At 73.9% G+C, this 18,170-nt stretch carries 17 protein-coding genes; 11 read left to right on the forward strand and 6 right to left on the reverse strand.

The features are described 5' to 3' along the window. The first annotated feature begins 65 nt into the window (after positions 1 to 65). Positions 66 to 1,280 carry a hypothetical protein gene (locus OG294_RS22840; protein WP_327068390.1) on the forward strand — a complete coding sequence of 405 codons (1,215 nt, stop codon included), beginning with the start codon at positions 66 to 68 and terminating at the stop codon, positions 1,278 to 1,280. A 27-nt stretch (positions 1,281 to 1,307) separates the two neighbouring features. On the opposite strand, the gene OG294_RS22845 is transcribed toward OG294_RS22840, so the two are convergent. Further along, entirely contained in the window at positions 1,308 to 2,138 is an 831-nt protein-coding gene (locus tag OG294_RS22845) for a neprosin family prolyl endopeptidase (RefSeq protein WP_327068391.1), read from the reverse strand. Between the two features lie 136 nt (positions 2,139 to 2,274). Here OG294_RS22845 and OG294_RS22850 point away from each other — a divergent pair, with 136 nt between their 5' ends. Beyond that, positions 2,275 to 3,627, forward strand: a complete 1,353-nt coding sequence (locus OG294_RS22850; protein ID WP_327068392.1) for a helix-turn-helix domain-containing protein — start codon at positions 2,275 to 2,277, stop codon at positions 3,625 to 3,627. Between the two features lie 13 nt (positions 3,628 to 3,640). Here OG294_RS22850 and OG294_RS22855 read toward each other — a convergent pair whose 3' ends face one another. Next, positions 3,641 to 4,951: an ABC transporter substrate-binding protein gene (locus OG294_RS22855; RefSeq protein ID WP_327068393.1), complete on the reverse strand. Its 1,311-nt coding sequence runs from the start codon at positions 4,949 to 4,951 to the stop codon at positions 3,641 to 3,643. A 246-nt stretch (positions 4,952 to 5,197) separates the two neighbouring features. On the opposite strand from OG294_RS22855, the gene OG294_RS22860 reads away from it, so the two are divergent. Then, positions 5,198 to 5,635, forward strand: coding sequence for an SCO4402 family protein (locus OG294_RS22860; protein ID WP_442789196.1), 438 nt, complete (start codon positions 5,198 to 5,200; stop codon positions 5,633 to 5,635). Positions 5,636 to 5,723: 88 nt separating this feature from the next. After that, the gene (gene purU / locus OG294_RS22865) at positions 5,724 to 6,602 is read left to right on the forward strand and encodes a formyltetrahydrofolate deformylase (RefSeq protein ID WP_327068395.1); all 879 of its coding nucleotides are present in this window, start codon (positions 5,724 to 5,726) and stop codon (positions 6,600 to 6,602) included. A gap of 11 nt (positions 6,603 to 6,613) precedes the next feature. Here purU and OG294_RS22870 read toward each other — a convergent pair whose 3' ends face one another. Together OG294_RS22870 and OG294_RS22875 are read right to left on the reverse strand one after the other, a co-directional pair. Next, positions 6,614 to 7,753 (reverse strand): maleylpyruvate isomerase N-terminal domain-containing protein, encoded by a 1,140-nt coding sequence (locus OG294_RS22870; RefSeq protein ID WP_327068396.1) that lies wholly within the window; start codon positions 7,751 to 7,753, stop codon positions 6,614 to 6,616. A 65-nt stretch (positions 7,754 to 7,818) separates the two neighbouring features. Then, positions 7,819 to 8,316, reverse strand: a complete 498-nt coding sequence (locus OG294_RS22875; protein WP_327068397.1) for a sigma-70 family RNA polymerase sigma factor — start codon at positions 8,314 to 8,316, stop codon at positions 7,819 to 7,821. Between the two features lie 289 nt (positions 8,317 to 8,605). Here OG294_RS22875 and OG294_RS22880 point away from each other — a divergent pair, with 289 nt between their 5' ends. The 5 genes from OG294_RS22880 to OG294_RS22900 all read left to right on the forward strand — a co-directional run bounded on the left by OG294_RS22880 (position 8,606) and on the right by OG294_RS22900 (position 12,880). Then, positions 8,606 to 9,049 carry an ATP-binding protein gene (locus OG294_RS22880; RefSeq protein WP_442789197.1) on the forward strand — a complete coding sequence of 148 codons (444 nt, stop codon included), beginning with the start codon at positions 8,606 to 8,608 and terminating at the stop codon, positions 9,047 to 9,049. 428 nt (positions 9,050 to 9,477) lie between these two features. Next, positions 9,478 to 10,773 carry an MFS transporter gene (locus tag OG294_RS22885; RefSeq protein ID WP_327068399.1) on the forward strand — a complete coding sequence of 432 codons (1,296 nt, stop codon included), beginning with the start codon at positions 9,478 to 9,480 and terminating at the stop codon, positions 10,771 to 10,773. Further along, positions 10,751 to 11,287, forward strand: coding sequence for a GNAT family N-acetyltransferase (locus tag OG294_RS22890; protein WP_327068400.1), 537 nt, complete (start codon positions 10,751 to 10,753; stop codon positions 11,285 to 11,287). The genes OG294_RS22885 and OG294_RS22890 overlap by 23 nt, the downstream gene beginning before the upstream one ends. Before the next feature lie 181 nt (positions 11,288 to 11,468). Continuing rightward, a complete protein-coding gene (locus OG294_RS22895) occupies positions 11,469 to 11,846 on the forward strand; it encodes a DUF4229 domain-containing protein (RefSeq protein WP_327068401.1) in 378 nt (125 codons plus the stop codon). 5 nt (positions 11,847 to 11,851) lie between these two features. Further along, entirely contained in the window at positions 11,852 to 12,880 is a 1,029-nt protein-coding gene (locus OG294_RS22900) for a LacI family DNA-binding transcriptional regulator (RefSeq protein ID WP_327068402.1), read from the forward strand. Positions 12,881 to 12,932: 52 nt separating this feature from the next. Here the strand turns inward: OG294_RS22900 and OG294_RS22905 are convergent, their stop codons facing one another. Further along, positions 12,933 to 14,150 (reverse strand): MFS transporter, encoded by a 1,218-nt coding sequence (locus OG294_RS22905; RefSeq protein WP_327068403.1) that lies wholly within the window; start codon positions 14,148 to 14,150, stop codon positions 12,933 to 12,935. Positions 14,151 to 14,666: 516 nt separating this feature from the next. On the opposite strand from OG294_RS22905, the gene OG294_RS22910 reads away from it, so the two are divergent. Next, a complete protein-coding gene (locus OG294_RS22910; protein WP_327068404.1) occupies positions 14,667 to 16,028 on the forward strand; it encodes a dicarboxylate/amino acid:cation symporter in 1,362 nt (453 codons plus the stop codon). A gap of 590 nt (positions 16,029 to 16,618) precedes the next feature. Here the strand turns inward: OG294_RS22910 and OG294_RS22915 are convergent. Next, positions 16,619 to 16,822, reverse strand: a complete 204-nt coding sequence (locus tag OG294_RS22915) for a cold-shock protein (protein ID WP_184936065.1) — start codon at positions 16,820 to 16,822, stop codon at positions 16,619 to 16,621. Between the two features lie 390 nt (positions 16,823 to 17,212). Here OG294_RS22915 and OG294_RS22920 point away from each other — a divergent pair, with 390 nt between their 5' ends. After that, a complete protein-coding gene (locus tag OG294_RS22920; RefSeq protein WP_327071632.1) occupies positions 17,213 to 18,106 on the forward strand; it encodes a menaquinone biosynthetic enzyme MqnA/MqnD family protein in 894 nt (297 codons plus the stop codon). Positions 18,107 to 18,170 lie beyond the last annotated feature (64 nt).

Below are 18,170 nucleotides of genomic sequence, written 5' to 3' on the forward strand. Positions count from 1 at the left end.
GGGGCCGCCCGGCCGCCGCTTGCTGTCCCGGTGCGCCCGCAGCCGTGCACAGGTGAGGATTCGCGTTGAGCCAGCGCCGCTCGTACCCCAACTCCGGTGACTTCAACCTGGACGACCTGTTCCGCCCGGAGCCGGCTCCGGGGCAGCAGCCGCCAGTGCCGCCGCAGGGGGCACCCCAGCCACCGGCGGTCACCCAGGCCGGCCAGGGCGGGCCCGAGTACCTCGGCCCGGGGGCGTCCTGGGGCGATGCGCCGACCGCCTACGTGCCCGAGGTGGCGCAGCAGGCCGCGGGGGAGACCCAGTACCTGCCGCCGTACCCGACCAGCGACCCGACGGCGGGCGCCGTGCCGGGCCAGCCGGGGCCCGCGCAGGGGCATCCCGCGCAAGGGCAGAGCTTCGGCGGGCAGCAGTCGTTCCCGCAGAGCCCGCCGGCCTTCCCGGGCCAGCAGAGCTACGGGGGCCAGCAGGGCTTCGGCGGCCAGCCGCCGGCCGGGCAGCCGACCTACGGCGGGCAGCAGTCCTTCGCCCCCGCCGGCTACGCCGCCGGCGAGTACCAGACCCCCAACGAGCAGACCACCCGCCTGGGCCGCGCCTCGCTGCCCCCGGCCGGGTCCGGCGGCGGCTCGCGGATGTCCCGTCGGACGGTGGTCGCCGGTGTGGTGGGCCTGTGCGTGGTGGGCGGCATCCTGGTCGGGGTGCTCGCCGGTGGTGGCGGCGGTGACACCAAGACGAAGGAGAAGGCCAAGGCCAAGCACACGGCGGCGCAGGGCACCGACACCTCGGCCAGCCCCCAGCCGAGCGGCTCCAGCGGCTCCAGCGCGCTGAGCGCGGACGCCCAGGCCCAGGCGCAGGCGCTGTCCACCCTGCTGAGCACCGCCAACTCCAGCCGTCAGGCGGTGGTCGGCGCGGTCGGCGCGGTCAAGAAGTGCGACAACCCGGCGGCTGCCCAGACCGCGCTGACCCAGGCCTCGGCCCAGCGCAAGCAGCTGATGACCAAGCTGGCCACCCTCAAGGTGGACAAGCTGCCCACCGGCAAGCAGCTGGTGGACCAGCTCAACCAGGCCTGGCAGGCCTCCGCCAACGCGGACGACGCCTATGCGGCCTGGGCCGGCGACTTCGCCCAGGGCTGCGACCCGACCAAGGTCGGCTCGGACCCCAACCTGTCCTCCGGTGACCAGGCCAGCGGCGCCGCGACCACCGCCAAGGGGCAGGCCTCCGAAACCTGGAACGCGATCGCCCAGCAGGCCGGCCTGCCCTCGTACGGCCCGATCCAGCTCTGACCGGACCCTCCCCGGGGCGGGCGCCGGTCAGCAGGGGCCGGTGCCCGGCCCGCCGAGGTGGAACGAGGTCGGCGTGACCCGGCCGGCGTCGTAGAGCGCCGGGCTGGTGGCGGTGACCGTCAGGTGCGAGCGGTCGGTGGCGCCGATCAGGTGGAAGTCGTCGATCCAGCCCGAGCCGTGCGCGGTACCGGCCTTTCCGTCGCCCATCTGCTCGCAGGTGCTCCCCGAGGCGTGGGCAACCTCGCCGAAGGCGCTGATCATCTGGGCCCGGGTGTACGTGCCCTGCCAGAGCGAGCCGGGGAAGTAGCCCACCGGCTGGTCGTCGTAGAAGACCCACCAGTCGCCGCCGACGTTCTGGATGGCGAACCGGGCGGCCGAGCCGGCCGGCAGCGCCATGCCCGCCTTCGCGCTGTGCGAGACCTGGACGAAGCCGCAGCCGTTGTAGCAGCTCTCCGCGCCGTCCACCCAGTGGTAGACGAACAGGTGCGGGCGCAGGTCGCCGTTGAGTCCGAGGTCGACCGTCCAGCCGATCTCCACGGTGGACTTCTGGTCGCCGGACTGCAGCGCCAGCTCCTGCAGCGAGTGCGAGTCGGTGTCGCCCGGCTTGATCGCGGGAGCGGCCACCATCATCCGCATCGTCGCTCCGCTCGCGTCGGTGACCTGACGGCCGTTCACGTAGTCGTAGCAGGCGCCGAACCAGCAGATCGGTCCGGTGGTGGCCGCCGCCGCGGCCGAGTGCGGCAGCAGGGGGACGGCGGGGGCGAGCGGGGCCGCGCCGGCCGCGGGGGCGGTGGCCAGCAGCCCGAGGGTGGCCGCGAGGGTGGTGGTGGCGCCGATGACGGCCTGCCGGATGCGCATGGGTGGGGGTCCGTTCGCTGGGGGCACGGGCGTTAAGTTCTGATGTAAGTTCACTTACATCGGCGGTTAAGCTAGTTGGCAGGGTGCCGGACCCGCAATACCCTGGCCCGGCAGACGGTCAGGAAAGACGAGCGTGATGAGCGAGACGATCGACCGCACCGACCTCGGCCGGCGCCTGCTGGCGCTGCGCACCGAACGCGGGCTCACCCAGCGGGCGCTGGCCGAGCCCGACTACACCGCCGCCTATGTCTCCACCGTGGAGTCCGGCAAGGTCCGCCCCTCCGAGGCCGCGCTGCGCCACCTCGCGGGCCGGCTCGGGGTCAGCGTCGAGCAGCTGGTCACCGGCCGCCCGGCCCACCTGGCCACCGAACTCGGCCTGCGGCTGGCCGAGGCGCACCAGGAGCTGGCGGCCGGCGACCCGGTGCGGGCCGCGGCCCGGTACGCCGAACTGGCCGCCGAGGCCGCCCGCTACGACCTGCCCGAGCAGCGCGCGGGCGCGCTGACGGGCCTGGGCGACTGCGCGCTCGACACCGGTGAACTCGACCAGGCGATCGAGCACTTCCAGGCCGCCGAGGAGCTGCTGCGCACGGCCCCGCTGCCGCAGCGGGTGCCCGCCCTGCGGGGCCGCGCGGTCGCCCACCTGCTCGCCGGGGACCTGCGCTACTCCTGCTACCTGCTGGAGAGCGCGATCGACCAGCTCAACGCGAGCGGCCTGCCCGACCCGCAGGCCCTGCTGCTGCTCTACTCGGCCGTGATCGCGCCCTACCTGGACCTGGGCGCCCACCGGCGAGCCGCCCGGGCCGCCGAACTCGCTCTGGCGCTGGCCCCGCAGGTGGCCGACCCCGCCCTGGTCGCCCGGCTGCACCGCTCGGTGGCCCGCACCCTGCTCGCCGAGGGACGGGCGGTGGAGGCCGACGCCTCGCTCGCCAAGGCCCAGGAGCTCTACCGGCAGCTGCACATCCGCACCGAACTCGCGCACTGCCACTGGATGCGCGGCTACCTGCGCGCCCAGGACGGCGACCTGCCCGCCGCCGAGCGCGAACTGCGCACGGCCCGCGCGCTGCTGAGCGGCCGCCAGGACGGCCGGGTCAGTCTCTACACCCAGCAGATCGACGTCGAACTCGCCGACGTGCTGCACCGGTCGGGCCGCACCGCGCAGGCCGCGGCGCTGCTGGCCGACCTGCTGGGCCCGCTGCACCCGGGGCGCGGCGCGGTGCACGCGGGCGCCGCGCACCGGCTGCTGGGCCGGATCGCCGAGGAGGAGGGCGACCTCGTGGCGGCCGAGACGCACTACCGCACCGCCCTCGAACTGCTCCAGGACGCGGGCGCGGTGGCCGACCTGGCCGACCTGTGCCGGCTGCTGGGCGACCTGCTGCGCCGCGTGGGCCGGCCGGCCGAGGCGCTGGACGTCTACCGCAGCGGCCTGGGCCACCAGGCCGCCCCGGGGACCACCACCCTCGGCCCGGCACCGGCGGTGCCGCCGGGCTAGCGCCTGTCCCGGCTCAGGAGGGGGCGGGGGAGGGGGTGTCGGGGCCGCTCGGCGGCGTGCCGCCGGTGAGGACCCAGCGGACGTCCACGAAGCCCGGCTGCTGCTCCACCAGTTGCCCGCCCCGGACCTGCTGGAAGGTGACCGAGGTGTTCACCAGGCGCGGGGTGTCGGCGCTGGCCAGCATGTTGGTCATCGCCCAGCTGAGCGGCGGGGTGGCGCCGCCGGTGCTGATCGGCTGGCCGTTGTCCAGCTCGTCGCGCAGCGCCTTGCCGGTGACCGGCTGGCTGTCCAGGCGCTGCACGGCCTGGACGAAGACCTGGTAGGCGACCCAGGTGGTCTCCACCCCGGGGTCGGAGACGTCGATGCTGGTGAGGTCGGCGGCGTCCCTGGTGCGTACCACCGCGCGCAGCGGGTCCCAGACCTTGGAGGACTCCGGCGGGTACCAGCCGGTCGCGTAGGCGCCGTTGAGCGGGCCCGCGTCGCCGCCGGTGGAGTCCACCACGGACTGCTGGAAGCTGCCGATCACCGAGGCGAGCCTGGTGTTCTGGTGCGGCTGGCGGCGCAGCGAGTCCAGCAGGTTGAGGGTGGGCACCGCGCTGAGCGCGGCGGTGATGCAGTTGCCGGGCTGGTCGGCGCCGACCGCCCGGCGGGCCTGGTTGGTGAAGTCGCTGGAGGTCTCGTTGGCCCGGATGTCGGTCAGCTTGACGTTGTCCGGCGTCAGGGCCGCGCCCAGCGCGCCGACCAGGGTGTCGCCGGCCGGGGTGTCGGGGCGGATCAGCGCCACCGTGCGGCAGCCGGCCGCCACCAGCTGCCGGCCGCTGCCGGCGATCAGCGCGGGCGTGCCGCCGGCCACCGGGTAGGAGACCGGGCTGGTGAACTCGGGGCTGGAGAGCCCGTAGCCGCCGATGTACGGGATCCCGCTGGTCTCCAGCAGCGGCATGAAGGCGTCGCCGTACTGGCTGTAGGAGCCGATCACCGCGACCGCGCCGCCCGTCACGGCCTGCCGGGCGCAGGCGGCGGCGCCGTCGGCGGTGTTGTGCTCGTTGCAGGTGAGCACCCGCAGCCGGTGGCCGGCCACACCGCCCTGGGAGTTGAGCGAGTCGCCGATCGCGGTGGCCAGCGCCGTCATGCCGGGCCGGTCGGCCGAACCGGTGTTGGCGGGCGCCCAGGTCATCACCGTCAGCTCGGCCTTGTCGCCGGCGGCGCCGGCCGGGCCCCCGCAGCCGGCGGTGCCCAGGAGCACGGGGAGTAAGGCGACCGCGAGGGCCGCACCGCCGGTGCGCCGGCGCCGGGCGGCCGGTCGCCCGGGTACAACGGTGCTCATCTGCTCGCTACCCCCACGTCCGACGGCCGTTCCGATGGCCGACAGCCTTGACGCGGGTTCACTCCACCAGAGGTCGGCCAGGGGAACATTGCGGAACGCGGTGATGAACTCGGAGTGTGGACGCGTGTAGATGCTGAGTGGATGGGGAACGTACGATCGTCTGCCATGGCGCTCAGCACAGATTCTTCGGACGGCTCTCCGCGAAACCCTTCTCGTTCGGGGCGCCGCTCCAGCACCATGGGCGGCATGCCGCTCAACGATCTGCCCTGGTGGCGCTGGCGCGCCCGGTTGCGCTCCGCCCTGCACATGCTCGCCGACCCCGCCTTCCAGCAGGAGTACTGGGCCGGTGGCCGCCCCGGCTACGGCGACGTGACCGACGCCGTCTACCGCCTGGTCGAGGACAGCTGGCTGGACCGCTGGTCCGCCGAGAAGTACATAGGCACCGTGGTCCGGGACGCCACCGAGGCGGCCCTGGTGGACGCGGCGGTGCTGCGGGTGCTGCGCATCCTGCACGAGGTGGGTGCCGACGCCCCGGCCGCCGCCTACCTCGGCCACCCGGGCTGGCCGGAGGCGGTGGCCGCCGCCCGCGCGGCGCACGAGCTGCTGGCGGTCAACGACGGCGAGGACCCGGCGGCGCCGCCGCGGTCGCTCGAAGTGCTGAGGATCCTCACCCGGATCGGCTGACCGGTGCCCGGCTGTGCCACCCTTGACGGAATTCAGGACCGGTCCCTCGAAGCCGGGCGACAGCGAAGGACCAGTGAAAGAACCAGTGGTGGAGCAGCGGACCGCGACCGAGTCGACCCAGTACGTGCTGACCCTGTCCTGCCCGGACAGGCAGGGGATCGTGCACGCGGTCTCCAGCTACCTGTTCATGACCGGCTGCAACATCATGGACAGCCAGCAGTTCGGCGACCGGGACACCGACAGCGGGCTGTTCTTCATGCGGGTGCACTTCTCCGCCGAGGCGCCGGTGACGGTGGACGGCCTGCGGGCCAGCTTCACCGCGATCGGCGCCTCCTTCGGCATGGAGTGGGAGATCCACCCGGCCACCGAGAAGATGCGCGTGGTGCTGATGGTCAGCAAGTTCGGCCACTGCCTCAACGACCTGCTCTTCCGCACCTCGATCGGCGCGCTGCCGATCGAGATCGTCGCGGTGGTCTCCAACCACACCGACTTCGCCGAGCTGACCGCCTCGCACGGCGTCGACTTCGTGCACATCCCGGTGACCCGGGAGACCAAGGCGCAGGCCGAGCAGCAGCTGCTCGACCTGGTCGAGGCCGAGCGGGTCGACCTGGTGGTGCTCGCCCGCTACATGCAGGTGCTCTCGGACGACCTGTGCAAGGCGCTCAGCGGCCGGGTGATCAACATCCACCACTCCTTCCTGCCGAGCTTCAAGGGCGCCAAGCCCTACCACCAGGCGCACGCCCGGGGCGTGAAGCTGATCGGCGCGACGGCCCACTACGTGACGGCCGACCTTGACGAGGGCCCGATCATCGAGCAGGAGGTGGCCCGGGTGCAGCACGACGTGACGCCCGAGCAGCTGGTCGCGCTCGGCCGGGACGTGGAGTGCCAGGCGCTGGCCCGCGCGGTGAAGTGGCACAGCGAGCACCGGGTGCTGCTGAACGGCACCCGGACCGTCGTCTTCGCCTGAGCCCCCCGGGGCTACGGGCGGGAGAGCAGCGGCACCGCCGCCAGCACCTCGCGGATCGCCTCCCGGTCGCCGTACTCGCCGACCGGGAGGCGGTCCGGGTCCCGGTGCGCCGCCGCGAGCTGGCAGAACTCCACGCCGTCGATCACCAGTTCGGCGACCGGATCGCCCGTCGCGGCGGGCTCGCCGGACTCCTGCGGCCCGGCGCCGTCCAGCGGGATCAGCCACTCGCCGTTGGCGGGCCCCTCGATGACCAGCCGCAGGGTGCGCGCCGAGCCGTCGGCGGCGGGTGCGGTGCCCGCGTAGGCCGCCTGCCGCCGCCCGGCCAGCGCCACCGGCAGCATCCGGGCGGCCAGGTCGACCATCTGCCGCAGGTGCGGCGGGGCCGGGGCGGCGTAGGGGTAGTCGACCGCGCGGGCCACGTCCTCGCCGTGGATCCAGGTCTCGAAGGCCCGGTCGAGGAAGGCGTCGCGGACCGGCACGACGGCGAAGCCGTAGTCCACGCACTTGTCGGCGGCGGCCGGTTCGGCGCCGCGCAGCATCGCCCGGCTCTGCGCCCGCCAGAGCGAGCGCACCTCCTGCGGGGCGGCGTCGGCCTGGGTCCGGGCCAGCCGGTCGGAGCGGTCCAGCAGCGCGTGGAACGGATCGGCGGAGCCGGCGGACGGGCCGGCCTGCGCCGGCACCCGGCCCTCGGCGCCGGTCACCGGGTCCGGCAGGCCCAGCGCCTGGGCGAGCAGGCCGTCCACGGCGGCCAGGTGGCAGAGCACCTCGGCCGGACGGCGCCTGAGCACCCCGCCGTGCCAGGGCAGCTCGGCCGTCTCCTGCCACTCGCCGGGGCCCAGGTCGCGCAGCAGCGCGTCCAGTTTGGCGGTCTCCGCGGCGTACGGCGCGGCCCAGGCGGCCACCGGGAGCTCGGCGGCGCGGCGGGTCAGGCAGAAGTCGAGCACCTGCTGGCGCAGCCCGTCCGGCTGGTCCAGCGGGTCGTCGGTGTGCAGCCGGGCGGCGGCCCGGCGCAGGCGTTCGCCCTCCTCGGCGCAGTCCGGGCACCGGGCGAAGTGCCGCTCCAGCGCGGCGCCCTCCTCGGGCAGGCAGGCGCGCAGCGCCCAGGCGCCGAGCAGGGCGCGCAGCGCCTCGTGGTCCTGCTCCGTCAGCACGGCCCGATCTCCCGTCACAGCCGATCCCCCGTCACAGCCGCTTGCCGGTCAGCAAGGTGCTCTCATCATGACCCGAACTCCAGTTCAGAGGCGAGCAGTTGCAGACCAAGGCGAAGGCGCTGCTTGGCGGCCTGCTCGCTGATGCCCAGGCGGCGGGCGGTCTCCTGGTAGGTCCGGCCGTCCAGCCAGGTCGTCTCCAGGGTCTCGCGCAGCGGCGGTGGCAGCGCGGCCACCACGTACTGCACCTGCGCGGCGGCGGCCCGGTCGTGGATCTCCTCGGCGCCCAGCTCGGCCCGGCGCAGCCGCTCCACGGCTCGCTGCTGGGTGAGTTCGCCCACCCAGGAGCGCAGCGAGCGCAGCTCGGGGTCGAACTCCTCCGGGTGCTCCCACAGGTGGCCGAAGACCTCGCGGGTCAGGTGGGCCGCGGCCTGTTCGTCGCCCAGGATCCGTCCGGCCAGGCCGTGCACCAGGGGTGACAGCTGGTCGTAGAGCTCGCCGAGCGCGCTCTCCTCGCCGCGGGCCAACCGCGACCGCATCTGCTGGTCCCAGTCGAGGGCGGTCATGCCACCACGGTAGTGGCGGGTGCCGCCGCTTGGAGGCCCTTTGTCAGAAGAGCACTGCATCGGAAGAGCACGGGATCGGAAGAACAGGGCTATCGGATGAGACCGGCTATCAGAAGAGCTGGGTGGAGCTGTTCGAGCGCGGCTGGACATATGTCGCACGGGTGGTTTCGCCGCGTGGCCACAGCTGGTCACCGGGGCTGGAGCGGTAGGTTTCGTCACGCCGGACAGGCCCTGGGCCGCCGACGCCCGGACAGTCCTACCGGTAGCTCGTCATGCAGGTGGTGGAGCGGTGCAGGTGCTTCAGGTACAGCTCGCGGTGGCCGCCGACCCCGTGGAGGTCGGCCGGGCCCGCCGATGGGTCCGCGCCCAGGTGCTCGCCTTCGGGGCGGACCCCGGGTCGCCGTTCGCCGAGACCCTGGTGCTGGTGGTCTCCGAGCTGGTGACCAACGCGGTGGTGCACACCGGGCGGCCCGCCGCGCTGCGGCTCAGCTGGCCGCCCGACCCGGCGGCACCGCTGCGGGTGGAGGTGTCCGACGCCAGCGGCACCGCGCCGGCTCCCCGGCACGCGGCGGCCTCGGCCACCAACGGCCGCGGGCTGGAACTGGTCGAACTGCTCTGCGCCCGCTGGGGCTGGTGCCCGCAGGGCTCCGGCAAGCTGGTCTGGTGCGAGCTGGACCGCGGCCCGCTGGCCGGTGGCGGGTCGGCCCGCGAGCACGGGATGCTGACGGCCTGACGGGCTCGCGCGGGGTGTCCCGGCGGGCGGTCTTGACGGGCCGTGCCGACCGGCTCCCGGGCTGGTCGGCGGCCGGATCCGGCTGGTCGGCAGGCCGAAAGCCAGCGCAACCCTTCGGAATTTCCGACAAACCATTGACGTGACGTATCCAGCTGATCACCCTTGGGTGAGCTCTCCGTCGCGAGGGGACGCCAAGGGCAGGTCAGCCAGGGGGATCGGGCCCGTACGGGCCGGATCGGCTGTCGGCGCCTTGGCGAGTGCGGAGCGCCCAGTGCGGGTCAGGGCCCGTACCGGCGGCCGCCCGGGATGGGTACCCGGCGGCCGCCGTCGCCCTGTGGCGGGCGACGGCGCGTGCGCGTCGGCCGCGCATCCGGATCGTGACCGGAAACCTCTGGAATTCCACGGTGGTCTATACCACCCTGCTGCCTGTGAACGGTCCCAGCACTCCCACCGGCCCCTCAGCTCCCACCGGCCCCAGGCCTGCTGGCGGCCCCGCCATCTGGTCCCGCTCGTTCCGCCTCTACTTCACCGCCCGCAGCTCGGGCCTGCTGGGCGACGCGATGCTGCCGGTCGCCGTCTCGGCCGGCCTGATCGGCTCCGGACACTCCGTCAGCACCGTCGGCTACGCGCTGGCCTGGTGGCTGGCCCCGTTCGCCACCCTGATCCTGATCGGCGGGGTGCTGGCCGACCGGTTCACCGCCCGCCGGATGATGATCGGCGCCGACCTGACCAACCTGACCACCCGGGTCCTGCTGGCGCTGCTCTTCTTCCACGGCATCCAGCACACCTGGCAGCTCTACGGCCTGCTCGCGCTGGCCGGGGCCGCCGGCGCGATGTTCCAGCCGGGCGCGGCCAGCACGGTGCCGCTGGTGGCCCGGGACGTCCAGGGCGCCAACGGCGTGCTGCGCACCGCCGAAGCCGTCACCGCACTGGCCGGTCCGGCGGTGGCCGGCGCGCTGGTCGGCGCGGCGGCCACCGGCTGGGTGATGGTGATCGCGGCCGGCACCTTCGGGCTGAGCGCGCTCTGCCTGCTCGCCCTGCGGCTCGGCCCGGTCCCCGCGCCGCCGCCCGGCGACAGCCTCTGGCGCAACCTGGTGGTCGGCTGGCGCGAGTTCCGCTCCCGCCGCTGGATGTGGGGCGTGATCCTGATCTGGATGGGCTACAGCGTCTTCGGTTACGGACCGGTGGTCCCGCTGGCCGCGAGCGTGCTGGTGCCCGCGCACGGCTCGACGGTGTACGGGTTGCTCAACTCCGCCTACGGCGTGGGCACCGTCGTCGGCGGCGTGCTGGCGATCCGGTTCAAACCGGTGCGCCCGCTGGCCGCCGGCAGCCTGGCGATGCTGGCCGCGCCGCTCTACCCGCTGGGCATCGCGCTGGACCTGCCGGTGCCCGCGCTGATCGGCTGCCTGCTGGTCGCCGGGACCGGCTACACCTTCTGGGGCGTCATGTGGGCCACCAGCGTGCAGACCCAGGTGCCGGGCGAGGTGCTCAACCGGATCCACGCCTACGAGGTGGCCGGTTCGGTCTGCATGGTCCCGCTCGGCAGCGCGCTGGCCGGTCCGGCCGCCGACGCGTACGGGGCGCGGGCGGTGCTCTTCTTCGGGGCCGGGGTCACGGTCGCGGTGGTGGCGGCGCTGCTGCTCACCCCGGCGATCCGGGGCCTGCGCCGGGTGTCCGTGCCGCGCAGTAGCATCCGGGAGCATGACGCTGCACTTCACCCTTGACCCCGAGCCGACCGCGGGGCTGCGCGCCGAGATCATCACGCTGTGGACGGACGTCTCGAACGCGGGCGGTGCGGTCGGCTTCGTGCCGCCGGTCACCGAGGAGCGGGTGCGGCCGACGGCGGAGCAGCAGCTCGCCGGCCTCGGCGGCCCCGGGGGGAGCGGGCCCGACCGGCTGCTGATCGCCCGGGCCGAGCCCGGTGGCCCGCTGGCCGGGGTGCTCTTCTTCGAGTCCATGCGCTTCGAACTCATGCAGCACTGGCGGATGCTGAAGCGGGTGATGGTCGCCCCGGCCTGCCAGGGCCTGGGCTACGGCGCCGAGCTGATGGCCGAGGCGGAGCGGATCGCGCGCGGCTGGGGCCTGGCCGGGCTGCAGCTCACCGCGCGCGGCGGGATGGGGCTGGAGAAGTTCTACGGCCGCTGCGGCTACACCGAGGTGGGCCGGGTGCCCGGCGCGATCCGGGTGGCGCCGGGCGACGACCGCGACGACATCACTTTCTGGCTCGACCTGCGCTGAGGCGCCTGCGCCGGGACGGCCGCGCCGGGACACCTGCGCCGGGGCGGCCGCACCGGGGCCGGGTCCGCCGTCGTGCCGAGGCGGGCGAGGGGCGCTCCGGTGGGCATGCTTCACTGGGAGGCCCCGTCACTCCTGCGAAGGCCCGCCGTAGCCCCACCGCCCGTCGAGAAGGAAGCCACCCGTGAGCAGCAGCCCCGGTAGCAGCAGCAAGTCCCACGCCACGCTCCGCTACACCTCCCTGCGGGCCAGCATCTTCCTCGCCTGCCTGCTGGTCACCACGCTGCTCGGCCACTTCGGGATCATTCCCGTGGTGGGTGCCACCGGTTTCGTCTTCCTGGTGCTGCTGGCCGCCCTGCTCTCGGCGCCGATCAGCTACGTGGTGCTGAGCAAGCAGCGCGACGAGATGTCGGAGCAGGTCGTCAGCAAGGTCAGCAGCATCCGCTCGCGCACCGCCGACCGGATCGCGGAGCAGAACGCCGAGGAGGACGCGGCCGACGACGCGGCCCGGGCCGCGAGCGCCGCGAGCCCTGCCACCCCCGCTCCGGCCCAGCAGTCCTGACCCGCGTGGCGAGCCGCCCCGAGCCGCCCCCCGCGCCCGGACCCGCCCGCCGCCCCACCGGGCGCGACGTGGCCCAGCTGGCCGGCGTCTCGCAGGCCACCGTCTCCCTGGTCTTCTCCGGCTCCGAGGCCGGCCACCGGGTCTCCGCCGCCACCCGGGACCGCGTGCTGGAGGCGGCCCGCGGCCTCGGCTACCGCCCGCAGGCGGCCGGCCGACAGCTGCGCCTGGGGCGCAGCGGCCTGGCCCTGCTCGCGGTGCCCAACCTGCAGGGGCCGTTCTTCGGCCGGGTGCTGGCCGGTGTGCACGAGGAGGCCGCGCGGCACGGGCTGGAGGTCGTGGTCAGCTCCGGCTGGAGCGCCGCCACCCTGGCCGAGGCCGCCACCACCAGCCGGTTCGACGGTCTGCTGATCTGTTCGCCGGACGACAGCCAGCTCGGCGCCCTGCCCGCCGGCACCCCGGCCGTCTTCCTGGACGCCGACCCGGCCTCGGCCGGCGGCGCGCCCACCGTCGAACTCGACCTCGCGGGCGGCATGGCCGCCGCCGTCGCGCACCTGGCCGCGCTCGGGCACCGGCGGCTGGGCCACCTGCGCTCCACCCACAGCGCCTACACCTTCCGGGTCCGCCAGGCCGCCTTCGAGGCCGCCGTCCACGGGCTGGAGGTGATCGAGGTCGGCGTCACCCTCAACCGCGGCGAGGCCGCCGCCCGGGCCGCCGCCACCGAGCTGCTGACCCGGCCCGACCGCCCGCACGCCGTGGTCTGCGACGACGACGTGGTCGCCTCCGGCCTCTACCAGGCCGCCGCCGACCTGGGCCTGCGCATCCCCGCCGACGTCTCGGTGGTCGGCATCGACAACGTCGCCGTCGCCGCGCTGCTCACCCCGCCGCTGACCACCGTCGACCTCCCCGGCGAGCACCTGGGCCGCGCGGGCGTGGCGGCACTGGCGGCCCGGCTGGACGGCCGCGAGGTCGCGCCCGTCGCACCGCTGGCAACCTCGCTGATCGTCCGCTCCTCCACCGGACCGGCCAAGCCGTAGGGCCCGGCAGCGGGTTGCGCGCCGGGCGGCCGCACGGGGCCGTGCCCCGGGCTCAACCCGCCAGGCTCACCGGCACCGGTGCCACCGCCTGTGGTGCGGCCACCGGCTGCAGTCGGCGGCGGGCGGCGAAGAGCAGCAGGGCGCCGAGGGTGATCCCGGCGACCGAGCAGTACGCCACCCCGGTCAGGGAGTTGCCCGCCAGCGCGCCGGAGACGGCGTAGCCGAGTGCGTTGCCGGTGGCGAAGAGGGTGACCAGCCAGGCGAAGGCCTCGGTCACCGTGCCGGTCGGGGCCAGCTCGGCGACCAGCACGAAGGCGGCGGCGAGCAGCGGTGCCAGGCCGATGCCGGAGACGAAGGCGAGGACCGCCATCGGGCCGGGGGCGGGGAGCAGCAGCAGCGGCAGGTAGCAGACGGCCATCGCCAGGGCGATCGCCCAGGTGCGGGTGGCCGTGCTGCTGCGCCAGCGGACCGCGCCGTAGGCGAGCGCGCCGAGCAGGCCGGCCAGCGCGGCCAGGGCGAGCAGCAGGCCGGCGCCGCCGGGCAGCTGGTGCGGGTGGCGCTCGGCGTAGGCGATGAAGAGCACGTTCTGCGCGCCGACCGTCCAGCCCGCGCCGGCCAGGCCGATCAGCAGCAGCACCAGGCCGGGGGAGCGCAGCGGACCGAGCAGCCCGGCGCCGTGCTCGCGCGGCGGCGCCTGCCAGCGGCGGGCCGGCGCGGTGGTGGCGACCACCAGGGCGCCGGCCAGGCCGAGGCCGGCGGCGGTCCACAGCGCGGCGACGGGGCTGGCGACCGCGGCCAGGGCGGCGACGGCGAGCGGCCCGGCGACGTAGAGGATCTGCTGGGAGGCGGAGTCGAAGGCGTAGGCGGTGTCGAGCTGTTCCTCGGCGACCACGTCGGGCCACAGGGCGCGCAGGCAGGGTTCGAGCGGCGGCATGGCCAGACCCGCGAGGGCGGCGCCGCCGATCGCGGCCGGGGCGCTGCCGGGTGCGAGGGCGAGCAGCGCGTAGCCGAAGCCGGCCACCACGGCGGCGCAGAGCAGCACCCGCGGCTGTCCGGTGCGGTCCACGATCCGGCCGAGCACCGGGCCGCCGATCGCGGCGCAGATCGCGTAGGCGGCGGTGGCCAGCCCGATCCTGCTGTACGGCGCCCCGGCCTCGCGCAGGGCGAGGGCGATGACGAGCGCGGTCATGCCGGCGGGCAGCCGGCCGAGCAGGGTGCCGAGCAGGAGCCGGGTGACGTGGGGGGCGCGGAGCAGGGCGAGGTAGCCCACGGGGGGTCTCCCGGGCGGTGGCGGACGGCAAGGGGGCGGGGCCCGCACGGCGGCACGGCTGGGCATGCGGCGGCGGAGAACAGTCAAGTTATACGTATAACTACGCGAGGTCAATCCGACCGTCCGTCAGGTGCGGTGGACCGCGAGGCGGACCGCGGGGCGACCACGGGGTGTCTCACATATCAAACAACTACTTTGAAGATCTCAAATTTTTACTGTTAATGTGTTGACCATGACCACCCCAGGCGCACTCCGGCAGCAGGACATGAGCGGTCCGCTCATGCCGTGCGCGCTGCCGTCGATGCCGCCCTGCCTGGGGGCCGGTGGTGCGGCGGACGCCTGCCGCGGCGCGTGTCGCGTTCCGAGCTGTAGCTAGGCGGCGCACCTCCCCGCGGATCCCGCGAACGACCGGCCGATCGCCGGTCAGGACCGGTCGGACGCGAACGAGTCCGGTGCGTCGCCCGCCCTCTCCCTCTCCTCTCCTGCCCTCCCCCTGCCCCCCGGAGCCGCACTGCCATGTCCGCCACCGCCCCCGCCCCTGATACCCGGACGCCCTCGGGCCCGGCCCGGCTGCTCCGCACCCCGTTCTGGGTGCAGATCATCGCCGGCCTGGTGCTCGGCGTCGTGCTCGGCTTCATCGCCCGGCAGAACGACGTCTCCTGGCTGAGCACCACGCTCGACACCATCGGCAAGACCTTCGTGCAGCTGCTCAAGCTGGCGGTGCCGCCGCTGGTCTTCACCGCCATCGTGGTCTCGATCGCCAACCTGCGGAACGTCACCAACGCCGCCCGGCTCGCCGCGCGCACCCTGCTCTGGTTCGGGATCACCAGCCTGATCGCGGTCTCCATCGGCCTGACGATCGGTCTGCTCACCGACCCGGGCCACGGCACCAACCTCTCCACCACCGGCCTCAAGGCCCCGGCCGACTCCGGCTCCTGGGTGGACTTCCTGACCGGCATCATCCCGACCAACATCGCCGAGGCCTTCCTCAAGGTGAACGTGCTGCAGATCGTCTTCCTCGCGGTGGTGGCCGGTGCCGCCATCCTCAAGGCAGGCGAGAAGGCCGCGCCGGTGCTCCGGCTGAACGAGTCGGTGCTCGAACTGGTGCAGACCGCGCTGTGGTGGGTCATCCGCCTCGCCCCGCTGGGCACCCTGGGCCTGATCGGCAAGTCCGTCGCCAAGTACGGCTGGGACCTGCTGCGCCCGCTGGCCACCTTCACCGCCGACATCTACGTCGGCTGCGCGCTGGTGCTGTTCGTCGTCTACTCGCTGCTGCTGCGCTTCGCCGGTGGGCTGAACCCGGTGCGCTTCTTCCAGGGCGCCTGGCCCGCGATCCAGCTCGCCTTCGTCTCCCGCTCCTCGGTCGGCACCCTGCCGGTCACCCGCCGGGTCACCGAGCGGCTGGGCGTCCCGCGCGAGTACGCGAGCTTCGCGGTGCCGTTCGGCGCGACCACCAAGATGGACGGCTGCGCCGCGATCTACCCCTCGATCGCCGCGATCTTCGTCGCCCAGGTCTACGGCATCCACCTCGGCATCGGTGACTACCTGTTGATCGCCTTCGTCTCGGTGATCGGCTCGGCGGCCACCGCCGGCCTCACCGGCGCGATCGTGATGCTGACCCTGACGCTGTCCACCCTGGGCCTGCCGCTGGAGGGCGTGGGCCTGCTGCTGGCCATCGACCCGATCCTCGACATGATGCGCACCGCGACCAACGTCGCCGGTCAGGTCGTCGTGCCGATTCTGGTCTCGGCCCGCGAGAAGACCCTGGACCTGACGGCCTACAACGCCCCGACCAGCCGCGAGCTGTACGAGGCCGACGCCGACGCCCCCGTGGTGCCGGCCCAGGCCGCGGGCGAGCGGGTGCCGGCCGCCGCCTGACGCAGGGCCTGGGGGGACGCGGCGCGGGCCGGAGCGAGCAGGACGGCTCCGGCCCGCGCCGCGTCCGCGCGCGTTTCCGCGCACGGTGCGCCGGGTAGCGTGCTGGTGTCAGGGCCTGTCCGACAGACCCTGGAGCGGTGGCCAGGGCCGGCCCGACGTGCCGGCACCACCGGGGGGAGAGAGCGACTCTCCAGTGGCAACGGTTGGTTGGACCGCCTCGATTGCGGCGTATCTGGCAGGCGGATTCTGGATCCTGCGTTACATCTGCGGCCAACTGGTCGATCTCTGCGGCGAAGTCTCCCGGGTACTACGTGCGGTCCGGGTGCTGCGGGACGACTGGAAGAGCGGGCGGCCGGAAAGCCGGGCGGCGCACGCCCGGGGAGCGTGCAGGGGTTAACGCGCCATCACAATTGAGCCAACCTCAAAAACGGGCCCGGAATCGCCCCGGAAGCGAAAACGGCAGGGGGCCCGCCGGGCATCGCCCGGCAGGCCCCCTTGGTGGTGCGTGTCATGCTCGGCGGCCCGGGGAGGGCCACGGGTGCACCCGGTGGTGGCCGGGGCCTGAGCGATCAGTCAGCAGAGAAGTAAGGTCAGACGGTGGTGACGTTCTCCGCCTGCGGGCCCTTGGGGCCCTGGGTGACGTCGAAGGTGACCTGCTGGTTCTCCTCCAGCGAGCGGAAACCGTTCGCGTTGATGGCGGAGTAGTGGACGAAGACGTCGGGGCCGCCGCCCTCCTGGGCGATGAAGCCGAAGCCCTTCTCAGCGTTGAACCACTTGACGGTTCCCGTGGCCATGCCGTTCTCCTTGCGAGGGACGTATTGGTTACCACACCGTGTGGTAACCGGTCCGCTGCGCTGATCGCCCCGCCTCCGGAGTGGACCCGGAGTTTTTCGCATAATGCTGCAATGCTGAAAAACTACAAAAAGCCCGCGGTTACATGCTCCGCAGGCTTCAAGTACTGCAAGGGGAATCAAACTGCAACTGGATGAAACCGTAGCACGCAGGCGCGGGCTCGACCAGAGGTGTCTGCCGGGACCTGAGGGGCGTGTCGGAGATGGCTGAAAGCGTGTTGCGCGGGGGTCGCGCCGAACCGCGGAAGGCGCGGGCATACGCTGCCAGCACAGGACCGACGGGCAAGGGAGTACACCGTGGCTGAGCTGGTGCAATCGGCGGTAGAAGCGGCAGTGGGCGCGAGCGCGACGGGTGACGGCGGCTCGGGCGGCGCACCGCTCACCCGGCCCCGGGTCGGCCACATCCAGTTCCTCAACTGCGTGCCCCTCTACTGGGGCCTGGCCCGCACCGGCAGCCTGCTCGATCTGGACCTCACCAAGGACACCCCGGAGAAGCTCAGCGACCTGCTGGTCAACGGCGCGCTGGACATCGGCCCGATCACCTGCGTCGAGTACCTGCGGCACGCGGACGAACTGGTGCTGCTGCCGGAGATCGCCGTCGGCAGCGACGGACCGGTGATGTCCTGCGTGATCGTCAGCAAGCGTCCGCTCGACGAGCTGGACGGCCGCCCGGTCGCGCTCGGCTCCACCAGCCGGACCTCGGTGCGGCTCGCCCAGCTGCTGCTGGCCGAGCAGGTGGGCGTCCGCCCCGAGTACTTCAGCTGCCCGCCCGACCTCGACGCGATGCTGGCGCAGGCGGACGCCGCCGTGCTGATCGGCGACCCGGCGCTGCGCGCCACCCTGGAGGCGCGGGCGGACAGCGGCTACACCGTCCACGACCTCGGGGAGATGTGGAAGGCGTGGACCGGGCTGCCGTTCGTCTTCGCGGTCTGGGCGGCCCGGCGCGAGTTCGTCGAGCGCCGGCCGGAGCTGGTGGCGGCCGTGCACCGGGCGTTCCTGGACTCGCGCGACCTGTCGCTGGCCGAGGCCGACCAGGTGGCCGCGCAGGCGGCGCGCTGGGAGGCCTTCGACGCAACGGTGCTGGAGCGCTACTTCAGCGAGGCGCTGGACTTCTCGCTCGGCGAGCGGCAGCTGGCCGGCATCGCGGAGTTCGCCCGCCGGGTCGCGCACGACAGCGGCTTCGAGCCCGATGTGAGCTTCCGGCTGCTGGAGCCGGTGGCGTCCTGACCTCCCGCCCGCCTCGGCTGATGGATCGTCACATGTGTTTCACGGATCGCTGATCGCGGTTCCG

The sequence above is a fragment of the Kitasatospora sp. NBC_01302 genome (genome assembly GCF_035976515.1).
GTDB lineage: Bacteria > Actinomycetota > Actinomycetes > Streptomycetales > Streptomycetaceae > Kitasatospora.

Coding starts and splice junctions, on each gene's coding strand:
- OG294_RS22845 (WP_327068391.1), bottom strand. CDS start 2,138: ATGCGCATCCGGCAGGCCGTCATCGGCGCCACCACCACCCTCGCGGCC.
- OG294_RS22850 (WP_327068392.1), top strand. CDS start 2,275: ATGAGCGAGACGATCGACCGCACCGACCTCGGCCGGCGCCTGCTGGCG.
- OG294_RS22855 (WP_327068393.1), bottom strand. CDS start 4,951: ATGAGCACCGTTGTACCCGGGCGACCGGCCGCCCGGCGCCGGCGCACC.
- OG294_RS22860 (WP_442789196.1), top strand. CDS start 5,198: ATGCCGCTCAACGATCTGCCCTGGTGGCGCTGGCGCGCCCGGTTGCGC.
- OG294_RS22875 (WP_327068397.1), bottom strand. CDS start 8,316: ATGACCGCCCTCGACTGGGACCAGCAGATGCGGTCGCGGTTGGCCCGC.
- OG294_RS22890 (WP_327068400.1), top strand. CDS start 10,751: ATGACGCTGCACTTCACCCTTGACCCCGAGCCGACCGCGGGGCTGCGC.
- OG294_RS22910 (WP_327068404.1), top strand. CDS start 14,667: ATGTCCGCCACCGCCCCCGCCCCTGATACCCGGACGCCCTCGGGCCCG.
- OG294_RS22915 (WP_184936065.1), bottom strand. CDS start 16,822: ATGGCCACGGGAACCGTCAAGTGGTTCAACGCTGAGAAGGGCTTCGGC.